Annotated in this window: 16 protein-coding genes; 14 read left to right on the top strand and 2 right to left on the bottom strand. The window is 50.6% G+C overall.

The features are described from left to right. Window position 1 precedes the first annotated feature (1 nt). From EL294_RS04115 to EL294_RS04055, 13 genes are all read left to right on the top strand, one after another. Window positions 2–859: a class II fructose-1,6-bisphosphate aldolase gene (locus EL294_RS04115; protein ID WP_126465436.1), complete on the top strand. Its 858-nt coding sequence runs from the start codon at window positions 2–4 to the stop codon at window positions 857–859. Beyond that, entirely contained in the window at window positions 859–1,515 is a 657-nt protein-coding gene (gene fsa / locus EL294_RS04110; protein WP_126466311.1) for a fructose-6-phosphate aldolase, read from the top strand. The genes EL294_RS04115 and fsa overlap by 1 nt, the downstream gene beginning before the upstream one ends. Beyond that, on the top strand, window positions 1,508–2,476 hold the full coding sequence (gene glpX / locus EL294_RS04105; protein WP_126465435.1) for a class II fructose-bisphosphatase: 969 nt from the start codon (window positions 1,508–1,510) through the stop codon (window positions 2,474–2,476). Before fsa ends, glpX begins: the two co-directional genes overlap by 8 nt. Before the next feature lie 82 nt (window positions 2,477–2,558). Beyond that, window positions 2,559–2,756 (top strand): 50S ribosomal protein L31, encoded by a 198-nt coding sequence (gene rpmE, locus EL294_RS04100; protein ID WP_126465434.1) that lies wholly within the window; start codon window positions 2,559–2,561, stop codon window positions 2,754–2,756. Window positions 2,757–2,801: 45 nt separating this feature from the next. Then, a complete protein-coding gene (locus EL294_RS04095; protein ID WP_126465433.1) occupies window positions 2,802–3,722 on the top strand; it encodes a DUF1385 domain-containing protein in 921 nt (306 codons plus the stop codon). After that, entirely contained in the window at window positions 3,713–4,546 is an 834-nt protein-coding gene (gene prmC, locus EL294_RS04090; RefSeq protein ID WP_126465432.1) for a peptide chain release factor N(5)-glutamine methyltransferase, read from the top strand. The genes EL294_RS04095 and prmC overlap by 10 nt, the downstream gene beginning before the upstream one ends. Next, window positions 4,539–5,615: a peptide chain release factor 1 gene (gene prfA, locus EL294_RS04085; protein ID WP_126465431.1), complete on the top strand. Its 1,077-nt coding sequence runs from the start codon at window positions 4,539–4,541 to the stop codon at window positions 5,613–5,615. The genes prmC and prfA overlap by 8 nt, the downstream gene beginning before the upstream one ends. An 86-nt stretch (window positions 5,616–5,701) precedes the next feature. Continuing rightward, window positions 5,702–6,247 (top strand): rubrerythrin family protein, encoded by a 546-nt coding sequence (locus tag EL294_RS04080; RefSeq protein ID WP_126465430.1) that lies wholly within the window; start codon window positions 5,702–5,704, stop codon window positions 6,245–6,247. A 102-nt stretch (window positions 6,248–6,349) separates the two neighbouring features. Further along, on the top strand, window positions 6,350–7,726 hold the full coding sequence (gene miaB / locus EL294_RS04075) for a tRNA (N6-isopentenyl adenosine(37)-C2)-methylthiotransferase MiaB (protein WP_126465429.1): 1,377 nt from the start codon (window positions 6,350–6,352) through the stop codon (window positions 7,724–7,726). Further along, window positions 7,713–10,271 (top strand): DNA mismatch repair protein MutS, encoded by a 2,559-nt coding sequence (gene mutS / locus EL294_RS04070; RefSeq protein ID WP_126465428.1) that lies wholly within the window; start codon window positions 7,713–7,715, stop codon window positions 10,269–10,271. Before miaB ends, mutS begins: the two co-directional genes overlap by 14 nt. Beyond that, complete coding sequence (mutL, locus tag EL294_RS04065; RefSeq protein WP_164715215.1) at window positions 10,264–12,111, top strand: DNA mismatch repair endonuclease MutL; 1,848 nt, start codon at window positions 10,264–10,266, stop codon at window positions 12,109–12,111. Before mutS ends, mutL begins: the two co-directional genes overlap by 8 nt. Continuing rightward, the gene (gene miaA / locus EL294_RS04060) at window positions 12,111–13,049 is read left to right on the top strand and encodes a tRNA (adenosine(37)-N6)-dimethylallyltransferase MiaA (RefSeq protein ID WP_126465426.1); all 939 of its coding nucleotides are present in this window, start codon (window positions 12,111–12,113) and stop codon (window positions 13,047–13,049) included. The genes mutL and miaA overlap by 1 nt, the downstream gene beginning before the upstream one ends. Then, window positions 13,030–14,241 carry a methionine gamma-lyase family protein gene (locus EL294_RS04055; RefSeq protein WP_232006448.1) on the top strand — a complete coding sequence of 404 codons (1,212 nt, stop codon included), beginning with the start codon at window positions 13,030–13,032 and terminating at the stop codon, window positions 14,239–14,241. Before miaA ends, EL294_RS04055 begins: the two co-directional genes overlap by 20 nt. A gap of 35 nt (window positions 14,242–14,276) precedes the next feature. Here EL294_RS04055 and lexA read toward each other — a convergent pair whose 3' ends face one another. Further along, a complete protein-coding gene (gene lexA / locus EL294_RS04050) occupies window positions 14,277–14,900 on the bottom strand; it encodes a transcriptional repressor LexA (protein ID WP_126465424.1) in 624 nt (207 codons plus the stop codon). A gap of 313 nt (window positions 14,901–15,213) precedes the next feature. Between lexA and EL294_RS07885 the strand changes: the two genes are divergently transcribed. After that, on the top strand, window positions 15,214–15,417 hold the full coding sequence (locus tag EL294_RS07885) for a LysM peptidoglycan-binding domain-containing protein (RefSeq protein ID WP_164715214.1): 204 nt from the start codon (window positions 15,214–15,216) through the stop codon (window positions 15,415–15,417). Window positions 15,418–15,862: 445 nt separating this feature from the next. Here the strand turns inward: EL294_RS07885 and EL294_RS04040 are convergent, their stop codons facing one another. Continuing rightward, window positions 15,863–16,858, bottom strand: a complete 996-nt coding sequence (locus EL294_RS04040; protein ID WP_232006447.1) for a tyrosine recombinase XerC — start codon at window positions 16,856–16,858, stop codon at window positions 15,863–15,865. Between the last annotated feature and the right edge of the window lie 26 nt (window positions 16,859–16,884).

Here is a 16,884-nt window from a genome sequence, read left to right as displayed (position 1 = left end):
AATGTTAGTTACCGGAAAACAAATCTTACAACACGCGGACGAAAACGGCTATGCCGTCGGCGCATTCAATGTAAACAATATGGAGATCATTCAGGCGATTGCGGCAGCCGCCGACGAACTCCGCGCGCCGATTATTCTCCAGGCGTCCCAAGGTGCGATTAAGTATGCGGGCATCGAATATATTACCGCACTGGTAAAAACTACCGCAGAGAAGATCGACGTGCCGATTACGCTGCACCTGGATCACGGTACGGACTTTAACGAAATCATCCAATGTATTCGCAACGGCTTTACCTCCGTTATGATCGACGCCTCGAAATACGATCTGGAAGAAAACATTCGCCGCACCAAAGAAATCGTGCGCATCGCCCACTCGGTCGGCGTCTCTGTCGAAGCGGAACTCGGAAAAATCGGCGGCACCGAAGACCAAGTCGTCGTATCCGATGCGGAAGTCGCCTATACCGACCCGGAAGAAGCCCGCATTTTCGTAGAAGAAACGGGCGTCGACTCTCTGGCGGTGGCCGTCGGAACGGCGCACGGCGTCTACAAGGGCGAGCCGAAGGTAGACTTCGACCGCATCCGCGAAATCGACAGTGTGGTTTCCGTTCCCTTAGTACTCCACGGCTCCAGCGGCGTGCCTTATTCTACCTTGGAAAAGGCGATTTCTTTGGGAATCCGTAAGGTAAATATCGACACCGATATCCGCGCGAGCTTTGCCCGTGCCGTCGGCGATTTCATTCGCGAGAATCCCGACGAGATCGACCCCAGAAAGATTTTGAAACCGGCGAGAAGCGCCATGTCCGAAACCGTCAAAGAAAAGATCCGCGTATTTGGCAGCGACGGAAAGGCTTGGAAGTAATGGAATTTTTTATCGACACGGCCAATATCCAAGAGATCGAGGAAATTGAGCGATGGGGAATACTTTCCGGTGTCACGACCAATCCCAGCCTTATCGCCAAAGAGGGCGGCGTGGTATTTGAAGAGGTCATCGAAGAGATCGCCTCTCTCGTCGACGGGCCCATCAGCGCTGAAGTCCTCTCGGAATCGTGGGAAGGTATGGTTCAGGAAGGCAGAGAGCTCGCCGCCATTCACGAAAACATCGTCGTAAAGATCCCGTTTTGCGTCGAGGGTTTGAGTGCGATTTCGAAACTGGAAGAAGAGGGAATTCGCACCAACTGCACGCTGATCTTCTCCGCCAATCAGGCGATGCTCGCGGCGCGCGCCGGTGCGAGCTTTATCAGCCCCTTTTTGGGAAGACTCGACGACATCGGCCACGACGGAGTCGCCGTGGTAAAAGACATCGTCGACATCATCGACTTTTACGGTTTGGACGCCCGCGTCATTGCCGCGAGCATTCGTCACCCCATGCACGTTATCGGCGCCGCCAAGGCCGGGGCGCATATCGCGACGATCCCGCACAAGGTTTTCATGCAGATGCTGAAACATCCCTTGACGGATAAGGGGATCGCACAGTTTCAAAAGGATTTCGAAGGGACCAAGAGAATCAATGGATAGAGATTTAAGTTTAAATTTAGCAAGAGTCACAGAAGCAGCCGCACTAAGCGGTGCGAAGTATTTGGGCAAGGGCGACAAAAATGCCGCCGACGGTGCGGCCGTCGATGCCATGCGTCGCATGTTCGACACCGTTCACATTAACGGAACCGTGGTGATCGGAGAAGGGGAAATCGACGAAGCGCCCATGCTCTATATCGGCGAAGAGATCGGCACGCGCGGAGAAACCGACGATGCCGTAGACATCGCCGTCGATCCCATCGACGGAACCACGGCCATCGCCAATGGTATGAACAACGCCATCGCCGTCGTCGCCGTGGCGCCCAAGGGCTGCCTCTTGCACGCGCCGGATGTGTATATGAAAAAAATCGCCTGCGGCCCCAAGGCAAAGGGAAAGATTCGCCTGGAGGATTCCGTAGAAGATAACATTCGCCGCGTGGCAGAAGCCATCGGCAAGTCGCCGGAAGAGATGACGATCTCCGTACTCGACAGGGACCGTCATGAAGATTTGATTCGCGATATTCGCGCCACCGGTGCGCGCATCAAAAAGATCACCGACGGCGACATCGTAACGGCGATCTATACCTGTTTTGAAGAGAGCGGCATCGACATGATCATGGGAATCGGCGGCGCGCCGGAGGGCGTCATCGCCGCGGCTGCCTTAAAATGTCTCGGCGGCGACTTCCAAGGAAAGTTGATGCATTACGACGAGGCGCAAAAGAAGCGGTGCCAAGAGCTTCACTCCGACTTGGAAAAGATCTATACCATAGAGGATTTGGTGATCGGCGACGATGTGATCTTCGCCGCCACCGGGGTCTCCGAAGGGGATTTGCTAAAGGGTGTGCGCTTCAAAAAAGACAACAAGGCAACCACCCAATCCATGGTATTGCGCCTGCCCTCCAAGACCATTCGCTTTATCGACAGCATTCACGATCTGCGCCACAAGCCGGAATATGCCAAGTAGAATTGACTTCTCTGCGCATATATGGTAATATGTTCGAGTTAGTAATATGAACATTAAATCTTAAAGAAAGGAGTGTGGACAGATGAAAAATGGTATCCATCCCGAATATAAAGAAGCTACGGTCACCTGTGCTTGCGGCAATACTTTTAAAACGGGCTCTGTAAAAGAGGATTTAAAAGTGGAAATTTGTTCCGAATGTCATCCTTTCTTCACCGGGCGCCAAAAGTTTACCGATACCGGCGGACGTATCGACAAGTTCAACAAGAAATACAAGAGATAGCGAAATGGTCCGTAACAAGCGGACCATTTTTTATAAGGAGCTTCTATGAAAGAGTCTTTTAAGACTACTATCGGCGGACAAGCGCTGATCGAAGGGGTTATGATGAAGGGGCCTTCCAAAACGGCCTATGCGGTACGGGAGCCGAACGGCGAAATCGCCCTGCGCGTCGATGAAAACAACAGCGTCTTGAATCGCTATCGGTTTTTAAATCTGCCCGTTGTGCGCGGTGTGGTGAAGCTCGTCGAAGCCATGGCAACGGGCATCGATGCGATGATGTACGCCGCTTCCTTTTGGGAAGAAGAAGAGGAAGAGAGTTTTTTTGAGCGCTATTTTCCGAAACACAGTAAGACACTGGAGAGTATTTTTACCGTCGGTGTATCGTTTTTACTCGCCGTACTGTTTTTTATGATTCTTCCCAACCTTATGGCGACATTTTTTGAAAGCCGGATCGAAAGCGTATTTCTTTTGAATCTGGTGGAAGGCATATTCCGCTTGTTCGTCTTTTTTTTGTATCTGGCATTGGTCTCTCGCCAGAAAGACATTGCGCGGGTCTTCGCTTATCACGGTGCGGAACACAAATCGATCGCCTGCTACGAGGCCGGCGCGCCGCTGGAAGTAGAAGAAGTCAAAAAGTATTCTCGCCTCCATCCCCGTTGCGGTACGAGCTTTCTCTTTATGGTGGTGCTTCTTTCTATATTCGTGCTTTCCTTTTTCGGTTGGCCGACTTTGCTCGGACGTATTTTCTCCAGAATTCTCGCATTCCCGCTGATCGCGGGGATCGGATACGAAGTCAATCGCCTGGTGGGAAAATATGACAATGCCCTGACGAAACTTCTTCGCTATCCCGGGCTCGCCATTCAAAAACACTTTACCGTGCGCGAACCCGATGAAGAGCAGATCGCCGTGGGAATCGCTTCTCTGAAAGCGGTTCTTCCGGAAGCGGGAGAGAGCGATTTATGGAATTGAGCTGCGCCCTGAAAGAAGCGCTCTGCGTCGTCGGAGATGCGCAAGAAGTGCGCCACCGCGTTTATGCGCTCTTTGACCGTGCCTTGGGGATCGGGAAAAAGGAAATTTTGCTCGAGCCCGAACGGGAACTTTCGGAAGAGGAAGTATTTCGTCTTCGAAAAGTTCTCTCGGCGTATGCGGCGGGCGTTCCCATCGATTATATTTTTCAGAGTGCGTATTTTTACGGTCGCGAATTCTATGTCGACGAAAACGTCCTGATTCCCCGATTCGATACGGAGCGGAGCGTGGAAGTGATTTTGGAAGTGGCGAAAGATAAAGACGCGATCTTAGAGATCGGAACCGGCTCCGGCTGCGTGGCGGTAACCCTCGCCAAATTGTTTCCGGGATCGGAGATAACGGCGACGGATATCTCGCATGAAGCGCTGCGCGTGGCGAAAATCAATCGAGAAAAGCACGATGCCACAAATCTACGGTTTTTACAGAGCGATCTCTTCGACCGAATTGAGGGGCGCTATGCGCTGATCTATTCGAATCCGCCGTATATCTCCGCCGAAGATATGAAGGCGCTGGATGCGGGCGTATACGACTATGAGCCCCACGGCGCGCTTTACGGGGGCGTAGACGGGCTCGATTTTTATCGAAAGATCGCCATGCAGGCGCCGGCGTATTTGAACGCCGGGGGATATTTGGTATTCGAGATCGGCCATGATCAATACGATGCCGTCAGCGGTTTGATGTCCGCGGCGGGTTTCGAAGATATTTACGGCAAAAAAGATTATAGCGGACATGACCGCGTAATCGTCGGGAGGAAAAAAGATGTTTGAGAATTTATCGGTATATGAGGATCGGTATCGCGAATTGACCGAAATGATGATGGACCCGGAAGTGCAAGGGAACAGTAAGCTTTTGCAAAAGACCGCCATTGAACATGCGGATATCGAGCCGATCGTAAATAAATATAGGGAATACAAGACCGTCGACGAAGAGCTCACGGAAAACAAAGGGCTCTTTGAAGAAAAGATCGACGAAGATATGCGGGAGCTCGTCAAAGAAGAAGTAAAAGAGGGGGAAGAAAAGCTCTTGCGACTTGAAGAAGAGTTGAAACTTCTCTTGATCCCCAAGGACGAAAACGACGACAAAAACGTAATCGTCGAAATCCGCGGCGGCGCCGGCGGCGACGAAGCCGCTCTTTTTGCCGGGGTCCTGTTGCGCCAGTATATTCACTATGCGGACGCCAAACACTGGAAGAGCGAACTCCTTTCTTCCAATGAGATCGGCATCGGCGGTTATAAAGAAGCGATCTTATTGATTCAAGGGAAAGGCGCCTTTTCTCGCTTAAAATATGAATCCGGCGTACATCGCGTGCAGCGGGTGCCCGAGACCGAATCCTCCGGGCGGATTCATACCTCTACGGCGACCGTCGTGGTCATGCCGGAGATCGACGATGTGGAAGTGGACATCGACATGAACGACGTACGCGTCGACGTCTTCCGCTCTTCGGGAAACGGCGGCCAATCGGTGAACACCACCGACTCCGCCGTGCGCATGACGCACATTCCTACGGGCATCGTAGTCAGCTGTCAAGATGAAAAGAGCCAGCTGAAAAATAAAGACAAAGCCCTCAAAATTTTGAAGGCGAAACTCTACGATATGGAACTGCAACGGCAAACCGATGCGGTCAGTAAGGAAAAGAAATCGCAGATCGGTTCCGGCGATCGTTCGGAACGCATTCGCACCTACAACTATCCCCAGGGTCGGGTAACGGACCACCGCATCAACTATACTAGCCACCGCATCGAAGAGATCAACAACGGGGATCTGGACGATGTAATCGACGCATTGACGGCGGCGGATCAGGCGGCGAAGATCGAAGGGGTACAGGAACGCCTGTAAGACAATTTTTATAATCTTGATGTAAATTCGCTTATGGTTTATAATTTAAGTGTACCTAAACAACACGGATTATAAGGAGGATATGTATGCACGCAATGACTCAAGATAATTTAAGAAGTGCTTTCGGCGGCGAAAGTCAAGCACATATGCGCTATGGCATTTGGGCGAAAACCGCAAAAAAAGAAGGATTCCCCAATGTAGAAAGATTGTTCCTCTGCACGAGTGATGCGGAAACCATCCACGCTACCTTGCACTTCAAAGCACTCAGAGACGTACATGGCGACTTCCCCGTAACCAGTATGGCAGGCTTCGGAATCGGCAACACTTCCGAAAACCTCCAAAAGGGCATCGACGGAGAAACCTTCGAATTTACCGAAATGTATCCCGCTTATATCGAAGTGGCAAAGATGCAAGGAGAAACCGAAGCCATCGAAGCGATGGAATATGCCGTTGCAGCGGAAAAGATCCACGCAGAACGCTACGAAGAAGCGAAAAAAGCCGTTGACGCAGGAAACGACCTCGACGCCGAGTCCATTCTGCTCTGTCCGGTATGCGGTTACATTACCTTCGATGCCGACGAAGAAGATTGCCCCATCTGCCATACCAAGGCAAAGGCGTTTGTGGCATACTAAGAATAGAATTTGCAAAAGACATCTTCGGATGTCTTTTTTATTGCCGAGAGCGTAGAGATCTCTGTGCTATAATAGGCAGTATCAATATATAAAGGAGTAAGTATGACCGATCAACTGCATGAAATGATCCTACGCGTTCGCGAAACCCATGGCGGCGAAACCTATATGGTGACGACCCACGGCTGCCAAATGAACGAACACGATTCCGAAAAAATCATCACCCTTTTGGAAGAGATGGGCTACAAAAAAGCCGATCGCGAAGAAGATGCCGATCTGTCCGTAATCAATACCTGCTCGGTGCGCCATAGCGCAGAGGACAAAGTAATCGGACATATCGGAAAACTAAAGCATATTAAAAAGAAGAATAAGAAGCTGAAGGTCGCCGTCTGCGGTTGCATGATGCAGCGAAAGGAATCCCGCGATGCGCTGCTCGAAACCTTCGACCACGTGGACATGGTATTCGGAACCAACAATATCTACCGCCTGCCGCAGTTGATTCTGGAAAACGACCATAAAGACGCCACCGTCGTCGAAATCGAAGACAACTACACGAACTTCGACAATCGCATTTATGCCGGCAGCGCCTCCAATTCCGCGTATGTGAATATTATATTCGGCTGCAATAACTTCTGTACCTATTGCATTGTGCCTTATACGCGCGGCAGAGAGATCAGCCGGACGTCGGAAGACATTTTGGAAGAGATCCGCGGATTGGTCGCCGACGGCGTAAAAGAAGTCACGCTTTTGGGACAAAATGTGAATTCCTACGGAAAAAATCTCCCCGAAAAGACGAGTTTTTCTGCCCTATTGCGTGCGGTCTCAGAAATCGAGGGGATCGAGCGGATCCATTTTACCACTTCGCATCCCAAGGATATGTCCGACGAATTGATCGAATGTTTTCGCGATCTGCCGAAGCTCGCGAACTATCTGCATCTTCCGGTACAGGCAGGATCGAATCGCGTATTGCGCGCGATGAATCGCCACTATACGCGAGAAGATTATTTCACATTGGTCGACAAGATCCGCTCGGTGCGGCCGGATATCGCCCTTTCTACCGATATTATGGTCGGTTTTCCCGGGGAGACGGAAGAGGACTTTGCCGATACGCTGGACCTCGTCGAGCGGGTGGGCTTCGACAATGCCTTTACCTTTTTGTATTCTCGGCGCGAAGGCACGAAGGCCGATAGGATGGAAGAGCAAGTGCCCAAATCGGTAAAAGACGAGCGCTTTCAGCGTCTGCTCAATACCGTATATACGATTCAGCGCAAAAAATATCTCGACTTAGTGGGGAGCACACAAGATGTTCTCTTTGCTTCCCGCAGCAAAAACGACGACAGCAAGATGAGCGGCAGAACCTCCGGCTTTAAACTGGTCCACGTGCCCTACGACGAGAAATATATCGGAAAGATCGTACCGGTTCGCATCACCGGCGGCAACACCTTCTCTTTGGAGGGAGAGATTCTAGATGAAGCAAAGTGATTTGGACAGATTGACGCCTGCCATGCGTCATTATGTCGATACGAAAAATGAAAATCCCGAGGCCTTTCTGTTTTATCGTCTGGGCGATTTTTACGAGCTCTTTTTTCAAGATGCGATCGTCGTATCATCACTATTGGACCTGACGCTGACCAAAAAAAGCGGCGGACTCGACGAAAAAATTCCCATGTGCGGCGTCCCCTATAAGGTGGCGGACCAATACATCAAGCGATTGGTAAAGCGCGGCTACACCGTGAGCATTTGCGACCAGGTGGAAGATCCGAAAGAGGCAAAGGGACTCGTAAAGCGAGAAGTGACGCGAATCGTCTCCCCCGGGACTTTTGTAGGAGAAGGCGATGTCGGCGCGCGCCATCTGAGCGTGATCTGCAAAAAGGGCGCGTTTCTGCAAATGATCCACTGTGACTATGCTTCTGGCGAATGTGTGTCTGAATCCGGCGTGGTGTGGGACAGCCGCGACGTGGACAGTTTCTTGGAAAAGCAGATCGCCGTCTATCGTCCGGTGGAGATTTTGACCGACGATGCCATGGATCACAATCGGTCGCTCGCGGATATGGCGAAACGCTACGACGTAGATCTCTTGCGGCCGTGGCATGTAAAGAATCCGCAGATTGCAGAAGACTATCCCCAGCTATTAAAGTCATGTTCCCAAAGCGACGGCGCATTGATCTTGCTCTTAGACTTTTTGGAACGGACGCAACTGCATCGGCAAGATCACCTCTACTGCCGAAAAGAGACAAAAAAGCGTAGCATTATGGATCTGTCGGAGACGACAATCCGCAATCTGGAGTTGGTAGAGAATAGTTTTAATGCCACAAAAGAGTATTCCCTCTACGACGTATTGGACTTTACGGCAACAAAAATGGGAAGCCGCAGCCTAAAAGACCAAATTCTTCATCCCATTATGGACACGCAGGCATTGGAGGAACGATACGACCGCATTACCGCCTTACACGAAAATCGCATCCTATTCGACGATATCGTCCGCAGCTTGAAGACGATTTACGACATCGATCGCTTGTCCCTTTCGATTTCCAAGGGAAGCATTACGCCGAAGCAAATCATTCATCTAGCAGACAGTTTGCGGGGGGCGAAGGCCATCAAAGCGGCGATCACTGACTCCGGCATTGAGAGTTTGATACAGAGTTTTTCGCCCGAAGACGAATTGCTCGCGCGGGGAGAGGCATGGAAAGCGGTCTTTACCGACGATCCGCCGGTCGCTTATCGCGAACAGAGATACATTCGAGAGGGTTTCGATGCCGAACTCGATCGACTCTATGGGCTATCGGAAGGCGGAAAGAATTGGATATTGGAGCTGGAATCTCTCGAGCGGGAAAAGACGGACATCAAAAATCTGCGGATCAAATACAATAAAATATTAGGTTATTTTTTCGAAGTTTCAAAATCCAATATCGAACGCGTGCCGGATTATTTTGTCCGAAAGCAGACCTTGGTGGGCTCCGAGCGATTTTTTACAGAAGCGCTCAAAGAAAAGGAAGAAGAAATTCTACACGCCAAAGAATCGGCTTTGGATCGCCAATACGAGATTTTAGAAAGAATACGGGAAGAAATCACAAGTCGGCTGCAAGATATCCAATCGCTCTCTGCGTCTTTGGCGGCTTTGGATGCCGTCTGTTCCCTTGCGTCGGCGGCCGATCGCTATGATTATATTCGTCCTATACTCAATAGAAACGGTGTTATCGACATCGAAGGCGGCAGGCACCCGGTGGTGGAGGTACATGCAGAAGAGGAATATATTCCCAATGATACCTTGTTAGACGGCGAGCGTTTTAGACTGCAGATCATCACCGGTCCGAATATGGCGGGAAAGTCGACCTATATGCGACAAGTGGCATTGATTCAGATTTTGGCGCAGATCGGCTCCTATGTCCCCGCGGATGCGGCGAATTTGCCCATCGTGGATCAGATTTTTACGAGGATCGGCGCATCGGACAATTTGACCCGCGGGCAGTCCACATTTATGGTGGAAATGACCGAAGTGGCGGAAATCCTTCGTCTCGCGACCGCTCGATCGCTAATTCTCTTCGACGAGGTAGGGCGGGGTACGAGTACCTATGACGGCCTGAGCATTGCTTGGTCGATTGCGGAATATATCGCGAATGTCGTACGCGCAAAGACACTTTTTGCCACCCATTATTTTGAGTTGACGGAATTGGCGGAGCGCCACGACGGCATTGTAAACGTCACCGTCGCCACGGAAGAGAGAGACGGCGAAATTCACTTTCTCCGCAAAATCGTACGCGGCGAGAGCAATTATTCATTCGGCATCGACGTGGCCAAACTCGCCGGCGTCAAAGAAGAAGTGATTAAGCGAGCGCGAATCGTACTCGAGCATTTGGAAGCACGAGAAGGGGCGGGGAAGATCGAAAACCTCGCAGATTCTAAAGTCGAGGCGCCGGCGCCTTCTCCGCTCGAAGAAAAGTTGTGTGCCCTGGATATAAATGAGACAAGCCCGATCGAGGCCTTGTTGTTATTACGGGAACTGCAGGAGGAGGCAAGACGTGCGTGAAATCTTACCCTTAAGCGATAGGACCATTTCCCAGATCGCGGCGGGAGAAATCATCGAAAACCCCGCCTCTGTCGTCAAGGAATTGATAGAAAACGCCATCGATGCGAATGCGCGTAAAATTAGCATTCGTTTGGGAAAGGATGTAATCGACGAGATCCGAATTTCCGACGACGGCGATGGCATCGCCGCCGATCAAATCGACAAAGCCTTTTTACGACATTCCACTTCCAAACTGCGCACCATCGGCGATCTGGATGTGATTCGCAGCCTCGGCTTTCGCGGGGAAGCCTTATCGAGCATCGCCAATGTCAGCCATATGGAATGCATCACCAAAACCGATGCGGACGAATTCGCCCATCGATATACCATCGAAGGGGGAAAGGTTATCGATACAAAGCCCATCGGCGCACCGGACGGCACCACGATGGTCGTACGGGATTTGTTTTACAACACGCCGGTGCGGAAGAAGTTTTTAAACAGCCCGTCGAAAGAATCGAGAAGCATTCTCGAGACCGTCGAGACTTTGGCATTGGGACACGAAGAGATCGCCTTTCATCTACAGTGGGACCGAAAGACGCTCTTGCATTCCCATCCCTCAAAAAACACGATCAACCACATTTATTCGATCTTGGGAAGGGATATCGCAAAGAATCTGATTCCCGTAGAATTCGAAACGGAATCCTATCGCATTGCGGGCTTTATCGGCAACAATTTGCTGCACCGAGCGTCGGGAGATCGGGAATTTCTATTCGTCAACGGAAGAGCCGTAAAAAGCGGCGTTATATCGACCGCCATCCGCAGGGAATACCGCTCGGTAATTCCCCTCCATCGTTATCCGGTATACATTCTGTATATCGACATCGATCCGGTCCTGATCGACGTGAACATCCATCCGCAAAAGCAGACCATACGCCTTTCCAATGAAAATCAATTGGTGACGATCTTAGAGCGTTTGGTTCGCAAATATCTGCACGGATCCCAGGAGATCCCCGGCGTCGAATCCATCGCCGATCCCAAAAAAAAACAGAAAGAAGTCGTTCCTGAAAAGACGATCTTCGAAATCAGCGAAGCTACGCGGAGAGAACAAGAGTCCGACGCACCGGCCATGGCAAAAGAAGCGGCGCTCTCCTATTCGCCCGCATCGCCGCAGAAGGCAGAGGGTGAAGACCAACCTTCGAATTCGAGACTGACTGCCACTGTAGAGAACGCAGAAGCGAGAGATATAAGACGAGAGGAATCTGTGGATCCTCGCCGCATCGAACCGGCTTTCTATGAATTTCTCTGCATCGCTTTTATGACCTATATTCTCTTTGAAGACAGGCGGACACGGCAGATTTTGATCGTCGATCAACACGCCGCCCACGAGCGGATTCTATATGAAGAATATCGCGACAAGATCGAAAATGCGGCGGTGGCGACGCAGATGCTGATCGAGCCCATGCGCTTTCACCTCTCCCGAGAAGAGATGGAAGCGGTAAAGGCACATAGGGAAGAGTATCGGATTTTGGGCTTTGTGCCGGAAATCTTCGGCGAACAGGATATTTTGATACGCGAAGTGCCGCAGCATATTTTGATCCGGGATTTCCGCAGCTTTTTTCTCGATACCGTCGCCTCTTTGGAAGAGGGGATCGACGTAAAAGAGAGAAATATCTATAAAATTATGCGCATGGCATGTAGATCTGCCGTGAAAGGCGGAGATATGCTCTCGCGTCGGGAAGCGGAAGAACTGCTTTTGCGCTTAAGTCGCGCCGAGAGCCCCTATACTTGTCCGCATGGACGTCCGACGATGATTCATCTCAAAGAGCGGGCGCTGGAAAAGTTGTTTCTACGGGAGGTATAATGCAACCCCTTTTATTGATCACCGGGCCGACCGGCTCGGGAAAGACCGATATTTCTGTGGAAGTCGCGCGCAGGTTCGATACCGAAATCATTTCTGCAGATTCCGTACAAGTGTATAGGGGATTCGACATCGGATCGGGCAAGATTATCGAGGCGGAAAAGCGGGGAATTCGCCACCACTTGATCGATACGAAGAATCCTAAGGAGCCGTATTCCGCGGCGATCTTTCACAAAGAAGCGCAGCCGATTATCGATGCGCTGTCCGATGCGGGAAAGCTGCCGATCGTCGCCGGCGGTACGGCGCTCTATATACACGGGTTGCTCTACCAACTGGATTTTAACGACAAGCCCGATCCCGCCGTACGAAATGCCGTTCGTTCCCTCTACGAAAAACGGGGTCTTTCTTTTATGGCACATCTCTTGCGCGAAAAAGATCCCGAAACGGCCGCCAAGACCGATCTCAACAATCCGCGTCGTGTGCTGCGCGCACTGGAGCAGATCAAAAGCGGCGGAAAGAAAACAGAAAATTTGCGCAAAAAGCGCGTCGATATGGATCCGCTTTATATCGTGCTCGATTGGGAGCGAGAGGAACTTTACGACCGGATCAACAGACGTGTGCTCGGCATGGTCCGAGCGGGGCTGTTTGAAGAAGTGCGGGCGCTCTATGCCCGTTATAAGGACGAGGTAAAGCCCATGGGCGCCATCGGCTACAAAGAAATCGTCGCCTACTACAAAGGAGAATGGGATCGAGAAACCGCGATCCAAAAAGTGCAGCAACATTCCAGAAACTTAGCAAAGAGGCAATGCACCTGGTTTCGTCGAGAAACCGATGCGATCTTTATTCCCATGTCCGATCTGGGAGAAAAAGAAGCGATAGAGAAGATTATACAACTGGTAAAGGAAAAATATGGAAGTCAATATGGATATTACACAAATTGAAGACAGTTTACAGGGAACCTTTCGTCAATTAGACGCCGTGGCGCTCGCCAATCAAGAAAAGGTATTGAATGCGCTCAACGCCGTTCGATTGGCGTCGACGGATTTTCATTGGACCACCGGATACGGCTACGGCGATTACGGAAGAGAAAAGGTAGAGACGGTATATAAAGAAATCTTTCATAGCGAAGATGCCCTGGTGCGCCCCAATATCGTCTCGGGCACCCATGCCATCGCACTCGTACTGAAGGCATTGACCGAACGCGGGTCGGTCATCGCGTCCGTGACGGGAAGTCCTTACGACACATTGCATAAAGTATTGGGTACCTCCGGCGACGCGCCGGGCAATCTGCGGGAAAAGGGCGTGGCATACCGAGAGCTTCCCCTCAAGGAGGCGCAGATCGATTTCGACGCCATTCCCGATTTCTTGACGGCCGAAGAGACCTTGCCGGATCTCGTGATCATGCAGCGTTCTACGGGTTACTCCGACCGCCGGGCATTTACGGTAGAGGAGCTGGGCCGTGCGGTGCAGGCGATCCGTACGGTGTATGACGGCACGATATTTCTCGACAACTGCTACGGAGAATTTACGGAATACAAAGAGCCCACCGAAGTGGGCGTAGATATTATGGCGGGTTCTTTGATTAAAAATCCCGGCGGCGGACTCGCCCTTTCCGGCGGCTATATCGTCGGTCCTTCCGATCTCGTAGAGCGGGTGGCGGGGGAGCTGACGGCACCGGGCATCGGGAAAGAATGCGGGCTGACATTCGGCCAGACCCGCAACACTTTAATGGGTCTATTTCTCGCACCCCACCGCGTCAGCCAATGTATCAAAGGCGCCATATTGTTCGCAAAGACCTTTGAAACCTTGGGCTACGATTGTATTCCCGCTTCTGACGATCCGCGTAGCGACATCGTACAGTCCATTGCCCTAAAGACGCCGGAAAACTTGGTGCGCTTTTGCCGCGCCATACAACAGGCATCTCCCGTAGATTCCCACGTAACGCCGTATCCTTGGGATATGCCCGGCTACGAGGATCAGGTGATTATGGCGGCGGGGGGATTTATAGAAGGCTCCAGCATCGAACTCTCGGCCGACGGACCCATGCGAGCGCCGTATCGCGTCTATTTTCAAGGCGGCCTTACCTACGAACATATTAAAATCGCATTGCAGCGCGTCTTAAAAAATCTGTAAAAAAATACCTGCCGGGACATTCCCTGCAGGTATTTTTAAAATGTGCGGTATAACCCGATCACCTTTCCGAGGATCTGGAGATGATCGACATAAATCGGATCCATCCTGTCGTTTTCGGGTTGCAATCGGAAGCGGTGGTTTTTTTCGTCTTTGTAAAAGGTCTTGATGGTCGCATCGTCGTCGATCAAGGCGAGGACGATCTCGCCGTCTTTGGCGGCGCTCGTCTGTTCGATCAGCACCTGGTCGCCGTCCAAGATTCCCGCATTAATCATGCTCTCACCTTGTACCGTCAGAAAGAAGAGATTCCGATCCCGTACGAAATCGACCGAAAGGGGAACGGTATCGGAGATATTTTCCGTCGCCAAGATGGGGATCCCGGCGGCGACTTTGCCCAAAATCGGTACATCGGTCGTCTTTTTCTTCGGCATCAAAAAACTGTCGTCCTGATCGATGATTTCGATGGCGCGATTGATCGTCGAAGCTCTGCGGATATAGTTTTTCAATTCCAATTTTTCCAAACTGGAGTGGACGGTAGAGGTGCTTTTAATATTTACGCCGGAACAGATCTCCCGGATAGAAGGGGGGTAGCCGTTGGCGTCGATAAATCTCTTTATATAAAACAGTATTTCCATCTCGCGTTTATTGAGATCTTCGTACATAGATATCTCTCCTCTCTGAAAGCTGATTTTAGTATAGCAAAAACGAACATATATTTCAAACATATATTCTAAAAACCTTGACAGCGTTCCGAACGTTCGTTTATAATTAGAACAAACGTACGAACAAATATTCAAAACATATGTACCGTCCAAGGGACTACGGAGGTGGACGATGTTAGGATACGAATATAAAAGTCGCAGGGCATCGCATCAGCTTGTTGCAGAAAGAGCAAGACGAAAGCGACTTCGTCTATTGCCGATTGCGGCTCTGATTCTGATGTCCATACTGGGACTAAAAGGGGCACCAGAAAATTTGCCGACATACTTTGTAGAGGAAGAGACATATGTGGTCGCAGAAGGCGACAGCCTGTGGCGAATCGCATCGGCATATTCTGGGCCCGACGAGGACGTGCGGTTTGTCGTAGACCGCATTCTCAAAGACAACGCCCTGCAAAACGGCGCCGACTTGCGCCCCGGCGATCGATTGAAAATCTATACGCGGCACGAGCTGCATTGAAGTCATAAAAAGGCGGCGACGAATTCAATTCGTCGCCGCCTTTTTGTTCGACTGGAAATTGCGGGGAGGAGGACGGGAATATATCGAATTTTGGTGGCGAAGAGCGGGATAAATTTAGTCACAAAATATAAATTTTGTGACTAAATACTGCAATTTTGAACCACTTCTCTCAAAATTAGCGTTTTTTGACCGTGAACGAGTTACTGAAATTTTACGAGAAACGGACAATCCTGCCGCCCTAAAAAGCCATTCTATGGATTGGAACTTGTTGCGACTTATAAAACTGAAACGTCGAATGCAGTCGTCGGTCGCAATATAAATTCCATACGCGTTTCGCAATTTGAATTTCTTGCATTTGTATAATTTAGCGCTTGCTTGTTCGCGTCCTTTGATGGTTTCTCCATATCCTATTCGGATCAAATGTTCGAATATTTGTTCCTGTCCTTTACTCTTTCTCGACATCGTCGAGCATAGATTCTACCTCTTGGATATTGCCCAAGGGATTCTTACTCATGGTATGGCGTATATCATCTTCGTCGACGTGGGTGTAGATTTGCGTCGTAGAGATCGATTCGTGCCCCAGAATCTCCTGTAAGGACTTTAAATCCTCGTCCCCATACTGATACATCAATGTGGCAGCGGTGTGGCGCAATTTATGGACTGTGTACTTACTGGTATCGAAGCCGGCGTTTTTCAGATGCTTTTCGAGCATATGCTGGATGGAGCGATTGCTCATTCGGTTTTTGCGCATGCTGAGAAACAGGGCGGGTTCCTCGTCCAGTGCCGCCTCCTCGCGTCGCTTTAGGTAGCGGTCTACGGCATCGCGAACCGTTTCGTTCATATATACCAGGCGCTCCTTGGATCCCTTGCCCCGTACCCGCAGCGTGCCCTTGCGGTTCAGATCCGCCTGATTTAAGGCGGAAAGCTCGCTGAGCCGCAGCCCGCAGTTTAAAAACAGAGTGGTGATCGCATAATCGCGGCTGCGGTAGATCTCTTTCTGCTCGGAGTTTTGTACGGTCTTTAAGAGACGCACGCTCTCTTCGAGGGTCAGATAAACCGGCAGAGACTTTTCGATCTTGGGCATATCGATATTTTCGGTGGGGTTTTTCGATAAGATTTCCACTTTATAGCAGAGGTAGTCGAAAAAAGAACGAACCGACGAGATCTTTCGAAATTTGGTTCGGCCGCTGTTGCCGCGCGTACCGTCGAGATACGAGATATAGGCATAGATGTCCTGTTTTTCTACGGATTCGAGAAAATCTGCGTCGATGTCCTCGATAGGGATCTCCTCCATATTATCGGCAGGGATTCCTTCTTTTCGGCTGCGCATATAGCGCAGAAAAAGGCGAATATCGTAATAGTATTCCTTTATGGTGCCTTCCGAGCGCCCTCTGGCGGCGCGAAGGTAGTTTAAGTAATCTTCCAGTAAATTGGATTGCAATGTATTCCTCCCGTCGTCGAAAGTAT

The organism is Aedoeadaptatus ivorii (genome assembly GCF_900638585.1).
Lineage (GTDB): Bacteria > Bacillota > Clostridia > Tissierellales > Peptoniphilaceae > Aedoeadaptatus > Aedoeadaptatus ivorii.
The sequence above is the reverse complement of the archived record's forward strand: the minus strand, read 5'-3'. Positions and strand labels throughout refer to the sequence as shown.

Bases quoted from the DNA above. Each gene is read 5' to 3' on its own strand.
- EL294_RS04115 (WP_126465436.1), top strand. From the start codon at position 2: ATGTTAGTTACCGGAAAACAAATCTTACAACACGCGGACGAAAACGGC.
- EL294_RS04095 (WP_126465433.1), top strand. From the start codon at position 2,802: ATGAAAGAGTCTTTTAAGACTACTATCGGCGGACAAGCGCTGATCGAA.
- prmC (WP_126465432.1), top strand. From the start codon at position 3,713: ATGGAATTGAGCTGCGCCCTGAAAGAAGCGCTCTGCGTCGTCGGAGAT.
- prfA (WP_126465431.1), top strand. From the start codon at position 4,539: ATGTTTGAGAATTTATCGGTATATGAGGATCGGTATCGCGAATTGACC.
- fsa (WP_126466311.1), top strand. From the start codon at position 859: ATGGAATTTTTTATCGACACGGCCAATATCCAAGAGATCGAGGAAATT.
- mutS (WP_126465428.1), top strand. From the start codon at position 7,713: ATGAAGCAAAGTGATTTGGACAGATTGACGCCTGCCATGCGTCATTAT.
- rpmE (WP_126465434.1), top strand. From the start codon at position 2,559: ATGAAAAATGGTATCCATCCCGAATATAAAGAAGCTACGGTCACCTGT.
- EL294_RS04055 (WP_232006448.1), top strand. From the start codon at position 13,030: ATGGATATTACACAAATTGAAGACAGTTTACAGGGAACCTTTCGTCAA.
- glpX (WP_126465435.1), top strand. From the start codon at position 1,508: ATGGATAGAGATTTAAGTTTAAATTTAGCAAGAGTCACAGAAGCAGCC.
- miaB (WP_126465429.1), top strand. From the start codon at position 6,350: ATGACCGATCAACTGCATGAAATGATCCTACGCGTTCGCGAAACCCAT.
- lexA (WP_126465424.1), bottom strand. From the start codon at position 14,900: ATGTACGAAGATCTCAATAAACGCGAGATGGAAATACTGTTTTATATA.
- EL294_RS04080 (WP_126465430.1), top strand. From the start codon at position 5,702: ATGCACGCAATGACTCAAGATAATTTAAGAAGTGCTTTCGGCGGCGAA.
- miaA (WP_126465426.1), top strand. From the start codon at position 12,111: ATGCAACCCCTTTTATTGATCACCGGGCCGACCGGCTCGGGAAAGACC.